Below are 19,256 nucleotides of genomic sequence, written 5' to 3' on the forward strand. Positions count from 1 at the left end.
AAGAAATAAAGGTGTTTACATAATTTTAAATACCTAATTTCTTCGGCTTTAACAATCTTTAACATTTATTTTTTCATTCCCCATAATTTAAATAAACTTTGACCGTTCTGCTAGTTGAACCTATAATTAATTAATATGAAAAATTTCTTGAAGTCCTTTAGTGTATTGTTTATGATAACACTATTTGTTTCTTGTGGTAATGCAGATGATGATGTTAGTTTGAACTTAAATACAGGAGACGGACTAGGAGAAGGTACCGTGGTAGATGATTGTTTAGGACTAGAAGAAGGTGAACTTGTTCTATCTATACAAGATCAATACACTACGTTACCAGGAAAAGTTTCTGTATTTTTTAGAGTATCCGATACTGGCGGAAACCCTGTGCCTGGCTTAACGGCAGATCAATTTACAATTTATGAGCAAGGCAGAAATGACGATTGTTTTAATACCATATCTACATCAGAATCATCGGCACGTATATCGCCAAACTCACAAATTTTCTCAAATAACACATTGCTAGTTTTAGATTTAAGTAATAGTGTATTGAGCAGTAGCTTAGATGAATTAAAAATAGCATCGACAAGTTTTATTGAAGCAGTAATGCCTACTACATCATCTGAATCGGTGAAAATGGCTATATATTGGTTTGACGGAGAAGATGAGCTACATTTATTAAATGAATTAACATCATCAAGGGTTGAACTAACAGATGCCATTGATGGAATTACTGATGACATCAGTAATGACCCTTCTACAGATTTATATGGCGCGGTAATAAAATCAACAGATATAGCGTCTGATTTGGTTCAAGTGTCTACTGCAGATGATAAGATAGGAGCAGCTTCTGTTGTAATTTTTACCGATGGTACAGATCAAGCTTCTCGTTATACAGAAGATGCAGCGTTAAAGAAAGTAAATGAAGCAGATTCTAATATTTCTTTTTTCAGTATTGGTTTGGGAGCAGAAATAGATACCGAAGTATTAACTGCTATTGGTAAAACAGCTAGTGTATTTGCAACGAATAAAGATGAATTAGAAATTACTTTTAGAGAGATATCTGAAAAAGTATCTGAAAGAGCCAATAGCTTTTACTTATTTGAATACTGTAGTCCAAAAAGAGATGGTAGTGGTGAAAATAATTTGGCAATTGAAATTAATACCGGTTCTAGACAAGGAGCAGTACAAACAAGTTTTAGTGCAAACGGATTTACAGGAGGTTGCGAATAGTTAACTTACTTTTAAAATATAGAAAGAAGCACAGATAGTGCTTCTTTTTTTTGCTTTAAATTGAAATCAACAACATATTGATAATCATTTTGTTGTGTCATATAAATGCAGGGCGAAGCTTGTTGTTCAATAAAATCAAACATCCGTTTATCGATTTAGGACGTATATAAAACCGATTAGACTAATATTAATTAAAAAGAACAAAATGAAAAAATTATCCTTAGTTACTATAGTATCGGTAGCACTTTTATCGTCTTGTGTTTCTAAAAAGAAATATGTTGCTTTAGAAGATAACCTATCTCAAACACAAAGTAGTTTACAAAAGACTCAAGTTGAGAAAGAAGAGCTACAAGCTCAAATGACAAAAATTGAAGCTCGTGTAGAAGAGTACAATTCAAAAATCAACTCATTAAAAGAGATGAACGATAGCCAGTTCACTAGTGTTGATGATGTTGCCGTTATGAGTAACAATACAAAAGCTAAGATGAGAAATACATTGAAAAATGTAGATCCTGCAAAATTAGCTGGTGCACAAACACTACAAGATTCAATGAATTTGGCTGTTTCTTATAAGTTAAAACAATCAATTTCGGAAGAAGGCGAAGATATTGATGTGAGTATTGACAAAACTGTAGTTATGATTAATATCTCTGATGAGCTATTATTTAATACTGCTAGTTATAGAGTAAGCAATAAAGCTGATAATATTCTTAAAAAATTGGCTGATGTAATTAAGTCTGAGCCAAGTATGGAAGTTATGGTTGAAGGTCATACTGATTCTAGAACAATTAATACTCCAATGGTTAGTGATAACTGGGATTTAAGTGTAAAACGTGCAACTTCAATTGTTCGTAAACTACAGAAAGAATATGATGTTGAACCTTCTCAACTTATCGCTTCTGGTAGAAGTAGCTACTTACCTTTAGTAGAAAACGATACTAAAGAAAACATGGCGATGAATAGAAGAACAAAGATTATCATCTTACCTAATCTAGATAAGTTTTTTGCGCTTTTAGATGCAGAAGATACAATGTAAGAGGTACAATTATATAAAATTAAAAAGGGAAGCGATCGCTTCCCTTTTTTTATGATGTACATTTAAATTTGTTACCTAAAGATCATTCCGTTTGGCACTGTTATTTCGGGGGTTTTTAAATCGACCAAAAATCCGTTAATCACTGCATATTCAATAACACCTTCTTTTTCTAAAAAGAAAGTCGGGTTGATTCCCGGCATTAAATTCAATTCTGGAACTGTATATTTTTCTCCAATTAAATGAACAGGGTAAGGTGAGTTAATATTTTTAGCAGGGAACGATGATAAACGTAAGTAACCGTAACCTTGTTTTAATACATCGGTAAAATTTAATCCTTGTACATCGTTAAAGTTATTTAAAGTCTTTGGGTACACTTTTGCTTGTTTGATTGTATAACCACTAGCATCTAACGTTTCGTAACCATAATACGTTGATAAATCACCTTGATCTAAAATTCTACTACTATACCAGAAAGAGTTATGGTCAGGGTAATCAACTTCAATCTGGTTCATACCTATATCTATTTTATAGGTATTACCCATAAGTTCGTAATTAGCTCCAACAATTTTTAAATCGAACAGCTTTCTATCGTTCTCCGGAATTTTCTCGTATTCATCAATATCGATAGCTTCATAAGACTTTTGAGCGATAGTATAAATGGCAGATAAAATAGAGGTGTAATTCAGTTTTCTAATTTCTTGCTTTTCAACATCCTCTGGAAATCCGCCAGATTCAATAAGAATGGTACTTGTCCCCCATTTTTGAATATTATCCCCAAAAGCTCTTGGCTCAAAATCATCATTATATCTACCTACTTGCCCGGGAGCATATTTTTGAAGAATATCGTTCATAAAAACAATAATCTTCATGGCATTACCACGAGTTTCATTAATATCTTTTTCATAATTATAAGCAGGAGCTAGATAAGAGATTGTAGCTGGTTTTTCCGTGCGTTCCGCATTATAATAAGTGCTTTGATCATGAAGATTGAATCCGAAATCGACATCAAGACTATCTCTAACTCTTTTCAAGGTTTGAGATTCAGGAGACTGTAAACGTAGTGCATCTCTATTTATATCAATACCCAAAAGGTTTCTTCTTTGATAAAGCTCTGCTCCATCAGGGTTGAGCATTGGTAAAAAATGTACGGTTAAGTTAGCAAGAATAGCTTCCTTCTCATTTTTGAAATCTGCACTATCAAAGAAATTAAGAATATCAAAAATAGCTTGTGTTGCCGTTGGTTCATTCCCATGCATTTGAGACCAAAGAAAAACATTGGTATCGCCAGATCCTATACTGATCAAGCTTAAATCTTTACCACCAATAGATTTACCTACTGTATTTACTTCAAATTTATTATTGCCAGAAAACTTATCTATAAGGGGTTGTATGTCGTTTCTTTTAATTCGTCTTTTACCGATGGTACTTTCTTTGTAATTCTCATAAGTGTCATACAACTGAGTGGTAATATTATCTGATTGACCAATTGCAGAAAACGTGCATAAGCTTAGTATGGAGAGTAATAATTTTTTCATTTATAGTTCTTCTATTTTAATGTTATTTTGTTTTTGGTAACTCTTTAAAATTCAATTTCTTGACCGCATTCCTGACCTTGCCCATGAACTCAGTTCCCGGATCGGTTTTCACAGTTCTATAACCTTCATCTATTTCTAACCAAAGTGAGTGATTTTCAAAAAGGGTGTATTCATAATGTCCGATTAAATAATCGATATCATACTTATCTTTCAAATACTTTACCAACCAAATATTAGAATTCAACTGTGCTTTTGTCAAAGGTAGCTCTTCAGTACCACCAACATTCTCCACTCCTATGGCGCAATGATTTAAACCAATGACATGGCGCGCCATGGTAGTTTCTGGTAGCAACTGATATATAGTACCATCTCTATCTACCATAAATTGAGAAGATACATTTAAGCCGCTTACATTTTTAATATCTGGTCTCCAATTAGGTAAGGTTACCGGGTCAAAGGCTTCAAATGATTTTTCGAAAGTGGGAATGACCGTCCAATGTAAAACAATCATTTTAGGTTCGATTTTTGGAGTATCTTGCTCTAATCCGTATCTGTTTTGAAGATACGCTAAGGTCAATATTTTGCGTTCTTCATTAAAGGTTATAGGGTATTCCACAATTGTTTTTGTAGAAGTACATGATACTAATATCAAACCCGAAATAAAATAAATTATACTACTTTTCTTCATTCAATAATTTCTAAACTATCTTTTTCTACGGCGTACGAAATGGTAATTTTCCGTCTTCCCCACTCCTTAGCCTCTTTAACATTTTCGCCCATATAAATATCTATTCTGTTACGCCAACGAGAATGCATTTTATCTTTTACAATATAAACCCCTTTAAAGGTGTCGATTTTAACCATAGTATTATATACTAATCCCTTTTTTAGTAAATCTCTAGATACTGCAATCCATTTTTGACCGGGTTTAATAGAATCTCCCCAAGCGGCAATTGCAGGGTGCTCATAAGATGTTTGATATGGAAGCGAATTATAAGCTGTAGCTGTCACTTGTAACGGTACCCAATTATATTTATCATCCATGGGTTTATCTTTACAACTGAAAGTTGTAACAAGAATAAACACGATGGATAATCTTTTTATCATACCTACTAATGTAGTTTATTTTCTAAAATTAAAAGATCGGTCTTGCTTTCTTTCCAGGCTTCTTCTAAATATTCTGGTACGGGTGTAAAAGAAAAAGTAAGTGAGCTTAAAACGATATCTTGATCCCCATCACTATCAATATCCGCAGCATCCATTAAGAACAACCTCCCCATTTTTACGTCGTTAAAATGTTGCTGCTTAAATTCATATTGCGAACTGTTTATATTCTCTAAATACACAAAATTATATTCAGGATGTTGCTGATAGTCAGGAAAAGTAGCTAAAAGAGCCAAATCTAAATCGCCATCTTGATCAAAATCATTTGCTATTACTCGTGTTGCGCCATTTAAAGGATGAAAATAGGTTTCTGTAAAATTATTTTTACCGTCGTTTAAATGAATACGCATACCGTGGTAAGGTTTGTTTACAAATGACTTATCAGCGTTATCGCCGTTTACGGTAATGATATCATCAAATCCGTCACCATCGTAATCTACTAATTCAAACCAGCTAGACCCATAAACCGGACTAAAGCGTATTACCTTCTCTGCTGTAAATTCTAAGTTATCCTCTTGATATAAAATATAAACAGCCTCATCACCTTGCGACACCATGACCACTAAATCATCTTTGCCATCTTTATTCATATCTTTAGGTATAACCCTTAATGCACCTGGTAAATCTAATAGTGTACTTTCTTTATAAAAACCATAATTATCTTTTTCCAGTAAAGTCAGTTTCCCTTTTAAATCTCCAAATTCGCTAATAACAATTTCTTCATTTCCGTCATTGTTCAAATCAGAATAGATGGTATGTACAGGTCTGTGTAATGAATCTTGCAGAACAGCGGTAGCGTTACCATGCCTTAATACAGATTGCCCTCTAGGGATTTCATTAGGGTCCATCTTACCCATATTTGTGACATAAATACTATCCTTAAGTATTCTAGCATCAATTATGGCAGAATTAAAATCTCCTAATAACTTAGAAGTCTTTGTATTAAGGTTAAACTCGTTTAACTGTCCGTTACGAGTACCCGTAATTATATTTTTTGAATCGTCTTCTATTTTTATGTAGGTAATTAAGCTACCTCCTAAACTATCAAGACTAATGGGCATGGTTTTAAATTGAGATAACGGTGTACTTTCTGCAATGGCATTGTCATTATTTAAACTATCTGGTGCAAGTTCAATAATATATTTTTGCAATAAATTCCAATCTTCTAAAGATATTAAAGGTTTTAATGGATAAACACCAGTTTTGATAACCGCCATTTGTTCACGAAAAGGTAATTTATAGTAGGGGTGTTTTTCTGGAGTAATAATACCCATTCTAGCTCCCATTTCTGGTAAAACATAATCTTGCCAAATATTTTTAGGTAATGATTGAATATCTGGAGCTACATGGCAACTAGCGCAATAGCTATTGTAAAGAACAACTTCTTTAGAAGGCTTATCTGTATTACATGATAAAAACAAACAGAATAAAATAGAGTAAAGAAATGATTTAAAATCCATTAAAATTAGATAGTATTATTGAATACGGAATTAAAGAATGGAAGATACCTATACCCATATAATCTTGCAAGTGATAAATGCAGGCTTTTCTTTAAATTTGTAGTGCTATGAAAAAAGACAAAAAACCTGATAATGTAGTTTTCAATGAAGATACCCAAGAGTATCATGGTAAACTATCACCTTTTGCAACAGAAGTATCGGCTCCAAAAATTACTCCGCCGGATGTAACCTCTTGGAAAAACACACATATTGTTAGTGCCAATAATCAATTTAAGGCAGAATATGAAGCATTACAAGAATCGTTTAAAAAACTGATGGACAATTTTGAATACAACAATCTTGTATATAGTGCTAAATTCAGTTTTGAGCCTATTGTTGGTAAAGAATATCATTTGTATAAAGCAAAAGATGAAAGCACATTTCTATCATTGATTTTACCTCAAGAATGTAACTTCAACTATGTTGGTAGTTTTAAGCTTACATCAAATAAAACATGGGAGAAATTGAAGTAATTCAGATAATTTGAGCGGTATATGTCAAAGTAGAATTTGAACACATTTTAATTTTATAAAGAACACAATAAGAATGAAGAAAACAAAACTGCTTTTAGGCGTTGTCTTAGTAGGTATAATTGCCGCTGCATATTTTAACTACCCAAAACTAAATCTAATATCTGGCTATGCTTCTAAAAATATGGTATCTAGTGTTTTTATTGCGGGTAGAGATGCTGATGATATTTCTCTAAACGATAATAATATGCCGTTGATAAAATTAGCGGATTCTGAGGTGTCAGATGAAAATAAATATGCAACTTCCGAAGTATACGGGTTAATGCCAAGAACAACGGTGTATAAAGAAGGGCTTGGTGCAGTACTGACCAACAAGGAGTATTCTAAACATAATTTCGATATTATTCCCAATAGATTTATTGTGAAAGATACATTGCCTTTCCCTTATGGAAATGACGGAGTAATCGATACTATTTTAGAAAATGTAGCTTATGATAAATTAGAGGTTGCCTTTGAAAATGCTTTTAAGGATCCAGAACAAAAAACAAGATCTCTTTTAGTTGTTCATAAAAATCAAATTATTGGGGAGCGTTACATTCGCGGATTTTCTAAAGACACAAAAATTCTTGGATGGTCAATGACCAAAAGTATTTTATCTACGCTTTATGGTATTTTAGAATATCAAGATAAAATTGACATGGTGTACAAGCCGTTTTCTGGAGAAATCAGCATGAAGAATCCGAAAATGAATATAACATTGAATCACCTTTTACGTATGCAAAGTGGATTGGAATGGGACGAGAACTATTTCAAAATCTCCGATGTTACTCGAATGCTATTCTTAGATTCTGACATGACCTTGTCTCAACGTAATAAAAGTATAATTGCACAGCCAACAGAAATTTGGAACTACTCTTCTGGTACCACAAATTTGCTTTCTGGTATTCTAAGAGAGCAATTCAGCTCCCATCAAGAATATTTAGATTTTCCATATAAAGAATTAATCGATAAAATAGGAATGAATTCCATGCTCTTGGAGACCGATTTATCTGGCAACTATATTTTGTCTTCATACGGTTGGGCAACTACCAGAGATTGGGCAAAATTTGGACTGTTATATCTGAATAAGGGAGATTGGAATGGTAACCGTATATTTTCAGAATCCTGGTCAGACTATGTAGCAAAACCTACAATCCATTCTAACGGAACTTATGGTGCACATTTTTGGCTAAATGCCGAAGGAAAGTACGAAGACATTCCTAAAGACTTGTATTCTGTAAACGGATTTCAAGGGCAACGCATTTTCATAATACCCTCAAAAGATCTTGTGGTCGTCAGAACCGGACTAAAAGAACAGACCGATGAACAATTCAACACACTATTGAAAGAAATAATAGCTTCAATTCGATAAAAGGAGCGAAATTTTAACCTTTTCAATACAATACCACATTTTTTAAGCAATTCACAACAAAATTCTCTTGTGTGGCAACAATAGTTTCAAAGAACCCTAAATGATAAATACATTTACAGTGTTATTAAAAACGAATTAAAAATTTTTCATTTTCATATAGTGTTCTCGTAAAAGAGTCTGATCTTCACTGATCGGACTCTTTTTAGTTTAGGGCATTTTTTAGTATTCAGTTGGCGGTATCAGTTTTCAGGTAAAAAAGTACTAAGTATTAAGTACTACTTAATTAATTCGGAAACGCTTCGCGTTCAAACAATCTCTTTAAGCCTTTAGCCTAAAAAAGTTCATTTTTTCTTTTGAAAAAATGAACTTTTTTAATACAACCATCAACCATCAACCATCAACCATCAACCATCAACCATCAACCATCAACCATCAACCATCAACCATCAACCATCAACCATCAACCATCAACGAACAACCAATTTACGGTAGCCAATTATCCTTACCAAAATTAGGTTTACGTTTCTCTAAGAAAGCGTTTCTACCTTCTTTTGCTTCTTCGGTCATATAGGCTAGTCTTGTTGCTTCACCTGCAAATACTTGTTGACCCACCATTCCATCATCTGTTAGGTTCATAGAGAACTTCAACATTTTTATAGAAGTTGGTGATTTCTCCAAAACCTCTTGTGCCCATTGAAAAGCAGTGTTTTCTAGCTCATCATAAGGTATTACGGCATTTACCATACCCATATCAAAAGCATCTTGTGCAGAATAGTTTCTGCCTAAAAAGAATATCTCACGTGCTTTTTTCTGTCCCACCATTTTAGCTAAGTAAGCTGAACCATATCCACCATCAAAACTGGTAACATCCGCATCCGTTTGTTTAAAAATAGCATGTTCTTTACTAGCTAAAGTCATGTCACAAACCACATGCAGACTATGTCCGCCACCAACGGCCCAACCAGGTACCACGCAAATAACCACTTTCGGCATAAAACGAATCATACGTTGTACTTCAAGTATATTCAAACGGTGCTGACCATCTTGACCAACATAGCCTTTTTCTCCCCTAGCCTTTTGATCACCTCCAGAACAAAAAGACCATATTCCGTCTTTAGTAGAAGGACCTTCCGCAGAAAGCAAAACTACTCCAATAGAAGTATCTTCTTGAGCATCGTAAAAAGCTTTAATTAACTCACTTGTAGTATGTGGTCTAAAAGCATTTCGCACATTAGGACGGTTAAATGCAATACGCGCTACGCCGTCACATTTTTTATATGTAATATCATCAAATTCTATAGCTGTTTTCCAATTGGGTGATTTCATAATTTCTAACAATTCTATTATCGTATAAAGATAAGGGTTCAAAGTATACCTGTCCAAATTTGAAGATGCTGTTAAAGAACCTAACATATAGTAATTAACTCAATCGAGTTAGTTATCGATTTCTTTGAAACAGTAGATATGCCCAATTACTGCTATGTTTACAGCACAAACAACAGTACATTTCATGAAACAATCCCTTTTTACTTTTATAAAATCGCTTCGTGAATTTTTAGCGAATAAATTAAACCAATACAACACAACACTACCCTATGTTATTACAGTAATAATTGCTTTGGTCATCGTCGTTGGCGGAATTAATTTATTTGTAGAATTGACAGAAACCTTAAAGACAGAAACCCTTGCCACTTATGACACGGCAATTACAGATTATGTAATTTCTTATCGTACACCCAGTTTAACATCTTACTTTAAATTTATGACCTTTGTTGGTGATGTGTATGGATATTTAATAGTACTAGTGGTATTTCTCTTAATCTCACTTTTAGTCTTTAAACGTTGGAAATACGTGGTACAGGCAACATTGATATTAGCTTTGGCTACCATTTCTAATATGGTATTGAAAAGATTTATTGACCGTTCAAGACCAGGTATTGAACATTTAGTTTCTGTAGAAACGTTGAGTTATCCTAGCGGTCATGCAATGAGCGCGATGGCATTCTACGGATTTCTAATTTTTCTGGTCACTAAGTTCAATGTTCAGAAAGTGATGAAATATGTATTGATTATCGCCTTAATAGTTATTATTTTAAGCATTGGAATAAGTAGAATTTATTTGGGAGTCCATTTTCCTTCGGATATAGCAGGTGGTTTTATAGCCGGATTTATTTGGGTAGTTTTCTGTGTACTTGTCTTTGATTTGATACAATTGTTTAGGCGTGATCCAAAAACATAATGAATATATCTTTAATGTTAATATAATGTAGTTAGGTTTATAATCAGTGTTGATTTTGATACTTTAGAGTAAGACAATAGCTAAAAGAACTACAAACAACAATAAATTATGTCAAGAACGAAAATAGCATTGGTAACCGGTGGTAGTCGAGGAATTGGAAAAAATATAGCATTAAAAATCGCAGAAAAAGGTTTAAATGTAATTTTAACCTATCACTCTAAAAAAGATGCTGCTGAGAAGGTTGTAAAAGAAATTGAAAAACTAGGTCAAAAGGCAGTAGCGTTTCAATTAGATACCAGTGACACCTCCAATTTTTCTAGTTTCTTTAAAACGGTTTCCATGTATTTGAATGAAAATTACCGTACCGCTAAATTTGATTACTTAATAAATAATGCAGGAACGGGAATTTACAAGCCATTTCTAGAAACTACCGAAGCCGATTTTGATGCTATGATGAACATTCATTTAAAAGGCGTTTATTTCTTAACTCAGCATGCCGTTGAACAAATAAATGATGGTGGCGGAATCATTAATATATCATCTGGCTTGGTAAGGGTAACGATACCTGGCTCTTCTGCTTATGCAAGTATGAAAGGTGGTATAGATGTATTAACAAGATTTTTGGCAAAGGAATTAAGTGATAAAAAAATACGTGCAAATGTAGTAGCTCCTGGTGCTGTAGGAACAGACTTTGGTGGTGGGGCAAATAAGGACAATGAGGAAAGACGTAAAAAAATTAGCAGTAACACAGCACTTGGTCGAGTTGGTGAACCAGAAGATATTGGTGGAATTGTTGCTTTTTTATGTACGGAAGATGCCGGTTGGATTAATGGTCAGCGTATAGAAGCAACTGGAGGGTTAATGCTATAAATCTTTCTATTAATAATTATTCTGCACTATTGATGAGTATTTAGTTCTTATAATTATTAAATTTAAGAGTTAAATGACTAACCATATAAGCATCTTTTATTATGAAAAAAATTACGCTCTTTTGTGCATGTTTTAGTCTCTTTACTTCTATTAGTTTTTCTCAAAACTTTAGAGGTCTTGATAAAAGCCCTTTAGATAGAGTCTATTTACCAGATCATTTTGCCCACGATATAAAATTTGCTCCTGAAAGGAACCTACCCGATTCTCCCATTCTTAGAGTAGATTATAGTAGACCTCAAAAAAATGGTCGTGTGGTTTTTGATGGTATAGTCAAATACAATGAAATTTGGAGATTAGGTGCCAATGAGGCAACAGAAATCAAGGTCTATAAAGATGTAAAGATCGAAGGGAAATTACTGCGAAAAGGCACGTATACCATGTATGCAATACCTACAGCGGATATTTGGACAATAATTTTTAGTAATGATGTAGATCAATGGGGACATTACAGTTACGATGAACATAACGATGTATTAAGAGTAGAAGCGCATGTTTTACATAATAAAAAGCCAGTTGAAGAATTTTCGATACAATTTGAAGATTCAGCGAAAGGTGTTGCATTAATGTATATAGCTTGGGATATGGATAGGGTTGAATTACCCATTAGCTACTAAAAGTTACTTCCACTGGTTTTTTAAGAATTCATAATACGTATCCAAAACTGATGGATATCATATAGCTTTAAGTATCTAAAAGTAACTTTGAATGATAATTAATTTACTACACACATTTTATGAAAATAGCTGTTTTCAGTACCAAATCTTATGACCAAGAGTATTTTGAAAAGTATAATACCGATTACGATTATGACTTTTCATTTTATGAGACGGCATTAAATGTTGATACTGCGAAACTTTCCGCAGATTGCGATGTGGTATGTGTTTTCGTAAATGATGTGGTCAATGAAGAAACCATTAAAATACTATCCTCAAATGGTATTCAACTTATAGCGCTACGCTGTGCAGGCTATAACAATATTGATTTAGAAGCTGCCGAGAAAGCTGATATAAAAGTTGTTCGAGTACCCGCATATTCACCAGAGGCTGTTGCCGAACATGCCTTAGCATTAATTTTAACCCTTAACCGTAAAACCCACAAAGCCTATAATAGAGTTAGAGAAGGTAATTTTTCATTAAAGAACCTTATTGGTTTTAACCTAAGTAATAAGACAATTGGAGTTATCGGAACAGGAAAAATAGGAGAAACATTTTGTTCCATTTTAAAAGGATTCGGCTGTAGAATTATTGCTTTTGATATCGCTGAGAATGATGAACTAGTAGCCGGAGGAGTAGAATTTTTATCTTTAGAAGACGTATTCAGGCAATCGGAAATTATTTCACTGCATTGCCCTTTAAACAAACATACCAAACATATTGTCAATAAAGCATCGATTGCTAAGATGAAAGATGGAGTTATGATAATCAACACCAGTAGAGGCGCTTTGATTAAAACTCAAGATGCTATTGAGGGACTTAAAAATAGAAAAATAGGATATTTAGGTATTGACGTATATGAACAAGAAGAAAATCTATTTTTTGAAGATTTATCTGAGCATATTATTCAAGATGATATGATATTGAGGTTATTAAGCTTTCCTAATGTACTAATTACATCTCATCAAGCATATTTCACTAAAGAAGCAATGAATCAAATAACTCTAACGACATTAGATAATGTTGCCGCTTATAAGAATGGTAAAGAATTAAAAAATGAAGTAAAGTAGAAGTGAAAATTATCTCCAATTAATTTTAATAAAGCGTTCGTTTTTTTTAAATTCTTTTGGTGTCTTATCCAAAATCTCTCGGCGAAGGGCATCGATTAAAACGTCTTTAGAGAAAGTATGATGTGTCACCAAGCTTACTTCGCGAATAGGTTTTGGTTCGTTAAAATGTAGTATACGTCCTTTATCTGTAGCACTTACGGCCATTTCCGGCACAAGGGTATATCCACCGTAATTGTCTACCATTCTTTTAAGTGCTTCGATCGACCCACTTTGAAATTGGATATTTTTGTTATTATCGCTATGACCACAAATATTTAAAACTTGGTTTCTAAAACAATGCCCGTTTTCTAGCAGCCAAATATTATCAAGATGCTCTATTTCTTCAACATTAATAGAATTCTTATCGGTTTCAAAACTATCTTCCTGTCCGTAGAAAATGAATGGTTCATTGTATAGATTAATTTCTCTAATAAAGGGTTCGTTCAATGGTGTTACTAATATACCTAAGTCTATTTCTTTTTTATGCAGCGCCAAAATTATTTGGTCGCTCTCCATTTCTTGAATTTTCAAAATAGTATTTGGGTATTTTCTAGAGAACGTACCCGAAATTATTGGAATAAGATAAGATGAAATTGTTGGTATAACAGCCATTTTAAATTCTCCTTCAAGATTATCGCGCTCAACGTTCACCATATTTTTCAATTCCTTGACTTCATGAAGAATCACTTTTGCCTTCAAAATGAAAACTTCTCCTAAATCTGTCGGTTTAAATGGTGATTTACTTTTGTCAAAAATTAAAAAACCTATTTCCTCTTCTAATTTTTTCACCTGTATTGTAATAGTGGGCTGTGTAACAAAACACTTTTCTGCAGCTGTAACAAAGTGTCTATAAGTATCTAATGCAATTACATATTCTAATTGTTGAATGGTCATTTATAGCAGATATTAATTTTATCAATACAAGTATATAAAGTATTAATTTGATTAATAAGGGTATGTAATTGAATTTTGCACCAACCATATAAATTAAATCTATTTAAAATGAAGAAAAAATTAGCATCACTTATCGTGCTTTCAATTGGTATAATGGGTTTCTCCCAAACCAACGAAACTATTACCACTAATGGTGGTGTACCTGTTGGTGATAATCAAAACTCTAAAACCGTAGGCGAATATGGTCCGGTTTTATTAGAAGACATCTATTTAGTTGAAAAATTAGCTGCGTTTGATAGGGAAAGAATTCCAGAAAGAGTAGTTCACCCAAGAGGTGCGGGAGCTTCAGGATATTTTGAAGCGACAAAAGATATGTCAGCTTATACTAAAGCAGTTCCATTTTCCAATGTAGGTAAAAAGACAGAATTAGCAGCACGTTTTTCTACAGTTATACATGGCAAAGGATCTCCAGAAACAGCAAGAGACCCACGTGGTTTTGCTGTTAAATTCTACACCGAACAAGGAAACTATGATATTGTAGGTAACAATTTACCAATTTTCTTTATTAGAGATGCTATCAAATTTCCTGACATGGTACATTCCTTAAAACCATCTCCAGAAACCAACAAGCAAGATCCTAACAGATTTTTCGATTTCTTTTCACATGTACCCGAAGCTACACATATGCTTACTAGGTTATATACTGATTTAGGCATTCCTAAAGGATATCAATTTATGAACGGTAGTAGTGTTCATGGTTATAAATGGATTAATAGTGAAGGAAAAGTAACCTATGTAAAATATGCTTGGGTATCTAAACAGGGTGAAAAAAACTTAACAATTGAAGAAGCTGCAACGCAACAAGGTAAAGATTGGCAACATGCTACGGTAAGCTTAAGAAAAGATATTAATGATAAGAATTTTCCGCAATGGGACCTTTATGTTCAATTGATTAAACCAGAAGATTTACATTCTTTTGATTTTTGGCCTTTAGATGCCACCAAAGATTGGCCAGAGGATAAGATTGAGAAAATAAAGATTGGTACTATGACTTTAAATCAGAACCCTATAAATTATTTTGAACAAGTAGAAAGTATAGCCTTTTCTCCTGGTGCATTGATTCCGGGTGTAGAACCATCAGAAGACAAGTTATTACAAGGTAGATTATTCTCTTATTTTGATACACAAAGACATCGTTTAGGTCCTAATTTCTTGCAATTGGAGATAAACAAACCATTAGAAGATCCAAAGAATTATAATTCTGATAGTTGGAACAGTGCCGGAAATAAACGATTTGAAAATCCGGATGTAAATTATCAGCCAAGTTCTAAGGCTACATTAAAAGAAGACCCTCAGTATAAACAGTCAGAAACTACTTTGAAAAATGTGACCATTACTCAAAAGAAAATCACAAAGACTAACGATTTTGCACAAGCAGGTGATTTCTACAGATCATTATCAAAACAAGAGCAGGACAATTTAATTAAAAATTTGAAGGGTGATTTAGGTCAGGTTACAGATAGAAACATTCAAATGAAAATGATAGGTTATTTCTATCAAGCAGATAGCGATTTTGGCATGAGAATAGCAAAAGAACTAGGCTTTTCTCAAAAAGATTTTATGCACTAGAATAGAAGTAACAATTAACTAAGGGGATGCTTAGTAGCATCCCCTCTTTAATATTTAAAAATTATGAAAAATATACTAATACTATTAATTATGATCAGTACAATTACAAGTAGCGCTCAAGATATTTTTGAAGTATCACGTAGTGGAGATATCGATTCTCTTGAAAAAATATATGACTTAAATAAAGATGCTATAAACGCGGTTGACAATAAAGGATTTACCCCTTTAATTCTTTCAGCTTATAATAATCAAAAAGAGGTTGTCGCATACTTATTAGAAAAAGGGAGTAATGTAAATGCACAAGATGCATCGGGTAATACCGCTTTAATGGGGGTTTGTTTTAAAGGAAATTTTGAAATCGCTAAAATGCTTATTGATCATGGGTCAGAAGTGAATCTACAAAACTACAATGATGCTACAGCACTTATTTATGCAAGTACTTTTGGTCATACTGAAATAGCTGATTACCTGCTTAAAAATAAAGCAGATACTTCAATTATGGATAATAGAGGAAACACAGCATTGAAACACGCTCAAATGCAAGGAAATACAGCAATAATTGCACTTTTGAAATAGCAAACTATTCATCATTTTATACATTGTTTAACAATGATTTTTTAATGGATAAATTGAAGAAGTCTTAGTTTTACATAGGCTCAAAAAAGAAGTGGTTTTAATTTCTTCGAATTGTATTAAACCTTTTTGTTTATAGGATGTCTTATATATTGACTATAGTAAAATTTATGCAAGTACAAAGAAGTTTTTTAGTTGTAATATTATCTTTATTAGTGTTTAGTTTTTCAAAGGATAATACTTTTGAAAGATATGATTTAGATATTCCGGTTTATAATTTTGATTCCTTAGAACCGCTATTATACACAGATGATGATACCATTCATATCATTAATTTTTGGGCAATGTGGTGTGCACCTTGTATAAAAGAACTTCCTATTTTAGAAGAATATCAAAAAAATAATCCAGAAAGCAAAGTCATACTAGTAAGTCTTGACTTCCCTGAGGATATAGAAACTAAATTGAAACCATTTCTGAAAAGAAAAGGAATAAGTTCTAAAGTAGTTTTATTAGATGACCCCGATGCAAATAGTTGGATTGATAAGGTAGACCCGAATTGGTCTGGAGCCATACCTTTTACAATCATTTTCAATAAGGAAAAGCGCACGTACCATGAACGTGCTTTTAGCAATATGGAAGATTTTAAAAACGCAATACATAAATCCATTAATAATTAATTCATATGAGAAAGTTGAATCTAATAGTTACAACAGTTCTATTTTTAGGAACCTTTTTGTTTTCGGGTGTAGTTACGGCACAAGACAGAAAAGGTCCACCGCAAAATGGTGAACGCAAAGGACCTCCTGGAGGTGCACATAGTCCAGAACAAACAAAGACTTTAGAGGAAATAGGTGGTTACAAAATTGGTGATGTTGCCGCTGACTTCGAACTTAAAAATGTTGATGGTAGCATGTTCTCTTTAGCGGATATAAAAGATGCAAAAGGCTATATTGTAGTATTTACATGTAACGAATGTCCGTTTGCAAAAATGTATGAAGATCGCTTGATTGAACTTCATAACACCTATGCTCCAATGGGTTACTCGGTTGTAACCATTAATCCTAATGTGAGTGAAGATAATGACCGTGAGAATTTAGCTTCTATGCAAAAGAGAGCTGAAGAAAAGCAATTTCCTTATGTTTATTTAGCCGATGAAAATCATGATGTTTTTCCTAAGTACGGTGCGGTTCGTACTCCACATGTGTTTTTATTAGATCAAGAAAGAAAAGTACAATATATTGGCACTATAGATAACAACCCTAGATCAGCAGATGAAGCAAATGTTAAGTACGTTGAAAATGCCATTCATTCATTACAGAAAGGGGAAAGTCCTGAACTTAATTTCACTAAAGCTATTGGTTGTCCAGTAAAGGCAAAATAAATTACGAATATTATCATTTAAAAGCATCTATGACTTTAAGTTATAGGTGCTTTATTTTTTAGAAAGTTTATGTACTTGCTTAATTATATAGTTGATAGGTTGTTGTAAAAAAAAAATCAACCTAAAGTACTAACAGTAAATATATTACGTTGAAATATAAATCGGTATTAAATTTATCTTCTAATGAAAAATATACTACTACTTTCGGTTGTTATACTATTGTTTTCCTGTTCTTCAAGTGATAATGAAGAAGCTCAAGTAATTATTGATGATGAAGAAATTGTTGATGATTCAGACCCTACTGAGGAAGATGAAGTTGAAGAAGAAAATCTTGAAACTATAGAAATACCGATATCTACGGTGGATTATAGCGCTATGGATAATTGGGCCTATCATCCTAATAAACTATCAATCTTAAATAATTACAATTTAGATATAGAGGTTATTGATGAAAACCTACAGGTAGACCAAACCATAGAAATTATCAACAACTCCACTACCGATACAGGTATAGATGTTTTTTGGGTTCACCCAACTCAAATAACCGATAATTCTGCTGTTGAAGTTATAGCTATTGAAGACCAACCAAGTACTTTAATAGCCTTAACTATTTTGGCTCAGGGTGGTTTGTTATCTAAATATGGTAGAATGTATGCGCCTAGGTATAGACAATCTACAGGGGTAACCTATCAAGACACAGTAGAAAAAGAATTGCAGGCAAATGTTATTGCAACATCGTATAGCGATGTAAAAGCGGCTTTCTTAGATTACTTGGAAAATTATAATAACGGTAATAAAATTATTCTAGCTGGGCACTCACAAGGTTCATATTTATTAGGTATGCTTTTAAGAGATGTATTTGACGATGATGCAAGTTTAAGAAGTAAGTTGGTAACCGCTGCCTTAGGTGGCATGGGTTACGTATATGCTGAAGAAGGAACATATGCTGGCGGATGGTGGCAGAACATACCTTTATGTACAACTACTAGTGAATGTGGTTGTATTAACAACTGGGCTACTTTTGATGAACAGCAGACTATTATTGATATAAACTACGGTTTACCAGAATTCAACCCTTATTTAATTAATAGCGGATTGGTTTACAGAGCCTTTAATGAAGATCAAGATTGGTTTGTGCAAGATGCTAGTTATTATGGCGAAACCACTACTCTATTAGATAATTACATTTCACCAAATTCTAGTTATGATTTAGGAAACGGCGCAAACTTTATCGCTTTTAATGAAATGTATACGGTTAGACAACGTAGAGTAAACAAGCAAAAATTAGCATTAAGTGTAGCTTACAATCCATTAGCAGGAGACCAACGACCTAACGATTTAGAGAGTGAACAGAGCAATCCTAATTATGATAATTGGGGCTACCACCCTAAAGATTACCATATTTACTTATGGGCTTTAATGTCTCAAATAGATGAGAAATTAAGCAACTGCATGTAATTATATTTTGCATTTATAAGTGAAACAGAATGTAAGATAATAGTACCG

19 protein-coding genes are annotated in these 19,256 nt (G+C 33.2%); 13 read left to right on the forward strand and 6 right to left on the reverse strand.

Features of this window, described 5'->3' with window-relative positions; all coding sequences use genetic code 11:
• Window positions 1–135 precede the first annotated feature (135 nt).
• Window positions 136–1,227 (forward strand): vWA domain-containing protein, encoded by a 1,092-nt coding sequence (locus tag ACJJVP_RS14955; protein ID WP_405414773.1) that lies wholly within the window; start codon window positions 136–138, stop codon window positions 1,225–1,227.
• A 205-nt stretch (window positions 1,228–1,432) separates the two neighbouring features.
• Window positions 1,433–2,263: an OmpA family protein gene (locus ACJJVP_RS14960; protein ID WP_405414776.1), complete on the forward strand. Its 831-nt coding sequence runs from the start codon at window positions 1,433–1,435 to the stop codon at window positions 2,261–2,263.
• Between the two features lie 71 nt (window positions 2,264–2,334).
• Here the strand turns inward: ACJJVP_RS14960 and ACJJVP_RS14965 are convergent, their stop codons facing one another.
• The 4 genes from ACJJVP_RS14965 to ACJJVP_RS14980 all read right to left on the reverse strand — a co-directional run bounded on the left by ACJJVP_RS14965 (window position 2,335) and on the right by ACJJVP_RS14980 (window position 6,422).
• The gene (locus ACJJVP_RS14965; RefSeq protein ID WP_405414779.1) at window positions 2,335–3,798 is read right to left on the reverse strand and encodes a M14 metallopeptidase family protein; all 1,464 of its coding nucleotides are present in this window, start codon (window positions 3,796–3,798) and stop codon (window positions 2,335–2,337) included.
• A gap of 22 nt (window positions 3,799–3,820) precedes the next feature.
• Entirely contained in the window at window positions 3,821–4,486 is a 666-nt protein-coding gene (locus ACJJVP_RS14970) for an N-acetylmuramoyl-L-alanine amidase (protein ID WP_405414781.1), read from the reverse strand.
• Window positions 4,483–4,842, reverse strand: coding sequence for a 3D domain-containing protein (locus ACJJVP_RS14975; protein WP_405414783.1), 360 nt, complete (start codon window positions 4,840–4,842; stop codon window positions 4,483–4,485). Before ACJJVP_RS14975 ends, ACJJVP_RS14970 begins: the two co-directional genes overlap by 4 nt.
• 68 nt (window positions 4,843–4,910) lie before the next feature.
• Window positions 4,911–6,422, reverse strand: coding sequence for an FG-GAP repeat domain-containing protein (locus ACJJVP_RS14980; RefSeq protein WP_405414785.1), 1,512 nt, complete (start codon window positions 6,420–6,422; stop codon window positions 4,911–4,913).
• 107 nt (window positions 6,423–6,529) lie between these two features.
• Here ACJJVP_RS14980 and ACJJVP_RS14985 point away from each other — a divergent pair, with 107 nt between their 5' ends.
• A complete protein-coding gene (locus ACJJVP_RS14985; protein ID WP_405414787.1) occupies window positions 6,530–6,934 on the forward strand; it encodes a DUF2452 domain-containing protein in 405 nt (134 codons plus the stop codon).
• A gap of 73 nt (window positions 6,935–7,007) precedes the next feature.
• Window positions 7,008–8,342, forward strand: a complete 1,335-nt coding sequence (locus ACJJVP_RS14990; RefSeq protein WP_405414789.1) for a serine hydrolase domain-containing protein — start codon at window positions 7,008–7,010, stop codon at window positions 8,340–8,342.
• A 483-nt stretch (window positions 8,343–8,825) separates the two neighbouring features.
• Here ACJJVP_RS14990 and ACJJVP_RS14995 read toward each other — a convergent pair whose 3' ends face one another.
• On the reverse strand, window positions 8,826–9,668 hold the full coding sequence (locus tag ACJJVP_RS14995; RefSeq protein ID WP_405414791.1) for a 1,4-dihydroxy-2-naphthoyl-CoA synthase: 843 nt from the start codon (window positions 9,666–9,668) through the stop codon (window positions 8,826–8,828).
• Window positions 9,669–9,852: 184 nt separating this feature from the next.
• On the opposite strand from ACJJVP_RS14995, the gene ACJJVP_RS15000 reads away from it, so the two are divergent.
• The 4 genes from ACJJVP_RS15000 (at window position 9,853) to ACJJVP_RS15015 (ending at window position 13,234) form a co-directional block, all read left to right on the forward strand.
• Window positions 9,853–10,581: a phosphatase PAP2 family protein gene (locus ACJJVP_RS15000; RefSeq protein ID WP_405414793.1), complete on the forward strand. Its 729-nt coding sequence runs from the start codon at window positions 9,853–9,855 to the stop codon at window positions 10,579–10,581.
• A gap of 108 nt (window positions 10,582–10,689) precedes the next feature.
• Complete coding sequence (locus tag ACJJVP_RS15005) at window positions 10,690–11,451, forward strand: SDR family NAD(P)-dependent oxidoreductase (protein WP_405414796.1); 762 nt, start codon at window positions 10,690–10,692, stop codon at window positions 11,449–11,451.
• Between the two features lie 101 nt (window positions 11,452–11,552).
• Window positions 11,553–12,125, forward strand: a complete 573-nt coding sequence (locus ACJJVP_RS15010; protein ID WP_405414798.1) for a DUF2911 domain-containing protein — start codon at window positions 11,553–11,555, stop codon at window positions 12,123–12,125.
• A 119-nt stretch (window positions 12,126–12,244) separates the two neighbouring features.
• Window positions 12,245–13,234 (forward strand): 2-hydroxyacid dehydrogenase, encoded by a 990-nt coding sequence (locus ACJJVP_RS15015; protein ID WP_405414801.1) that lies wholly within the window; start codon window positions 12,245–12,247, stop codon window positions 13,232–13,234.
• A 9-nt stretch (window positions 13,235–13,243) separates the two neighbouring features.
• On the opposite strand, the gene ACJJVP_RS15020 is transcribed toward ACJJVP_RS15015, so the two are convergent.
• Window positions 13,244–14,167, reverse strand: a complete 924-nt coding sequence (locus tag ACJJVP_RS15020) for a LysR substrate-binding domain-containing protein (protein WP_405414802.1) — start codon at window positions 14,165–14,167, stop codon at window positions 13,244–13,246.
• A gap of 108 nt (window positions 14,168–14,275) precedes the next feature.
• Here ACJJVP_RS15020 and ACJJVP_RS15025 point away from each other — a divergent pair, with 108 nt between their 5' ends.
• The 5 genes from ACJJVP_RS15025 to ACJJVP_RS15045 all read left to right on the forward strand — a co-directional run bounded on the left by ACJJVP_RS15025 (window position 14,276) and on the right by ACJJVP_RS15045 (window position 19,208).
• Window positions 14,276–15,796: a catalase gene (locus tag ACJJVP_RS15025; RefSeq protein WP_405414804.1), complete on the forward strand. Its 1,521-nt coding sequence runs from the start codon at window positions 14,276–14,278 to the stop codon at window positions 15,794–15,796.
• Between the two features lie 63 nt (window positions 15,797–15,859).
• Window positions 15,860–16,372, forward strand: a complete 513-nt coding sequence (locus ACJJVP_RS15030) for an ankyrin repeat domain-containing protein (RefSeq protein ID WP_405414805.1) — start codon at window positions 15,860–15,862, stop codon at window positions 16,370–16,372.
• Between the two features lie 167 nt (window positions 16,373–16,539).
• Window positions 16,540–17,046 carry a TlpA disulfide reductase family protein gene (locus ACJJVP_RS15035; protein ID WP_405414808.1) on the forward strand — a complete coding sequence of 169 codons (507 nt, stop codon included), beginning with the start codon at window positions 16,540–16,542 and terminating at the stop codon, window positions 17,044–17,046.
• Window positions 17,047–17,051: 5 nt separating this feature from the next.
• Entirely contained in the window at window positions 17,052–17,750 is a 699-nt protein-coding gene (locus ACJJVP_RS15040) for a thioredoxin family protein (RefSeq protein WP_405414810.1), read from the forward strand.
• Between the two features lie 183 nt (window positions 17,751–17,933).
• Window positions 17,934–19,208 carry a DUF3089 domain-containing protein gene (locus ACJJVP_RS15045; protein ID WP_405414812.1) on the forward strand — a complete coding sequence of 425 codons (1,275 nt, stop codon included), beginning with the start codon at window positions 17,934–17,936 and terminating at the stop codon, window positions 19,206–19,208.
• The last annotated feature ends 48 nt before the right edge of the window (window positions 19,209–19,256 follow it).

Source organism: Maribacter sp. Asnod1-A12 (genome assembly GCF_045063735.1).
Taxonomy (GTDB): Bacteria; Bacteroidota; Bacteroidia; order Flavobacteriales; family Flavobacteriaceae; genus Maribacter.

What these genes read in the sequence shown, in the direction of transcription:
- ACJJVP_RS14955 (WP_405414773.1), top strand. Translation starts at nt 136, where the DNA reads ATGAAAAATTTCTTGAAGTCCTTTAGTGTATTGTTTATGATAACACTA.
- ACJJVP_RS14960 (WP_405414776.1), top strand. Translation starts at nt 1,433, where the DNA reads ATGAAAAAATTATCCTTAGTTACTATAGTATCGGTAGCACTTTTATCG.
- ACJJVP_RS14965 (WP_405414779.1), bottom strand. Translation starts at nt 3,798, where the DNA reads ATGAAAAAATTATTACTCTCCATACTAAGCTTATGCACGTTTTCTGCA.
- ACJJVP_RS14970 (WP_405414781.1), bottom strand. Translation starts at nt 4,486, where the DNA reads ATGAAGAAAAGTAGTATAATTTATTTTATTTCGGGTTTGATATTAGTA.
- ACJJVP_RS14975 (WP_405414783.1), bottom strand. Translation starts at nt 4,842, where the DNA reads ATGGATGATAAATATAATTGGGTACCGTTACAAGTGACAGCTACAGCT.
- ACJJVP_RS14980 (WP_405414785.1), bottom strand. Translation starts at nt 6,422, where the DNA reads ATGGATTTTAAATCATTTCTTTACTCTATTTTATTCTGTTTGTTTTTA.
- ACJJVP_RS14985 (WP_405414787.1), top strand. Translation starts at nt 6,530, where the DNA reads ATGAAAAAAGACAAAAAACCTGATAATGTAGTTTTCAATGAAGATACC.
- ACJJVP_RS14990 (WP_405414789.1), top strand. Translation starts at nt 7,008, where the DNA reads ATGAAGAAAACAAAACTGCTTTTAGGCGTTGTCTTAGTAGGTATAATT.
- ACJJVP_RS14995 (WP_405414791.1), bottom strand. Translation starts at nt 9,668, where the DNA reads ATGAAATCACCCAATTGGAAAACAGCTATAGAATTTGATGATATTACA.
- ACJJVP_RS15000 (WP_405414793.1), top strand. Translation starts at nt 9,853, where the DNA reads ATGAAACAATCCCTTTTTACTTTTATAAAATCGCTTCGTGAATTTTTA.
- ACJJVP_RS15005 (WP_405414796.1), top strand. Translation starts at nt 10,690, where the DNA reads ATGTCAAGAACGAAAATAGCATTGGTAACCGGTGGTAGTCGAGGAATT.
- ACJJVP_RS15010 (WP_405414798.1), top strand. Translation starts at nt 11,553, where the DNA reads ATGAAAAAAATTACGCTCTTTTGTGCATGTTTTAGTCTCTTTACTTCT.
- ACJJVP_RS15015 (WP_405414801.1), top strand. Translation starts at nt 12,245, where the DNA reads ATGAAAATAGCTGTTTTCAGTACCAAATCTTATGACCAAGAGTATTTT.
- ACJJVP_RS15020 (WP_405414802.1), bottom strand. Translation starts at nt 14,167, where the DNA reads ATGACCATTCAACAATTAGAATATGTAATTGCATTAGATACTTATAGA.
- ACJJVP_RS15025 (WP_405414804.1), top strand. Translation starts at nt 14,276, where the DNA reads ATGAAGAAAAAATTAGCATCACTTATCGTGCTTTCAATTGGTATAATG.
- ACJJVP_RS15030 (WP_405414805.1), top strand. Translation starts at nt 15,860, where the DNA reads ATGAAAAATATACTAATACTATTAATTATGATCAGTACAATTACAAGT.
- ACJJVP_RS15035 (WP_405414808.1), top strand. Translation starts at nt 16,540, where the DNA reads ATGCAAGTACAAAGAAGTTTTTTAGTTGTAATATTATCTTTATTAGTG.
- ACJJVP_RS15040 (WP_405414810.1), top strand. Translation starts at nt 17,052, where the DNA reads ATGAGAAAGTTGAATCTAATAGTTACAACAGTTCTATTTTTAGGAACC.
- ACJJVP_RS15045 (WP_405414812.1), top strand. Translation starts at nt 17,934, where the DNA reads ATGAAAAATATACTACTACTTTCGGTTGTTATACTATTGTTTTCCTGT.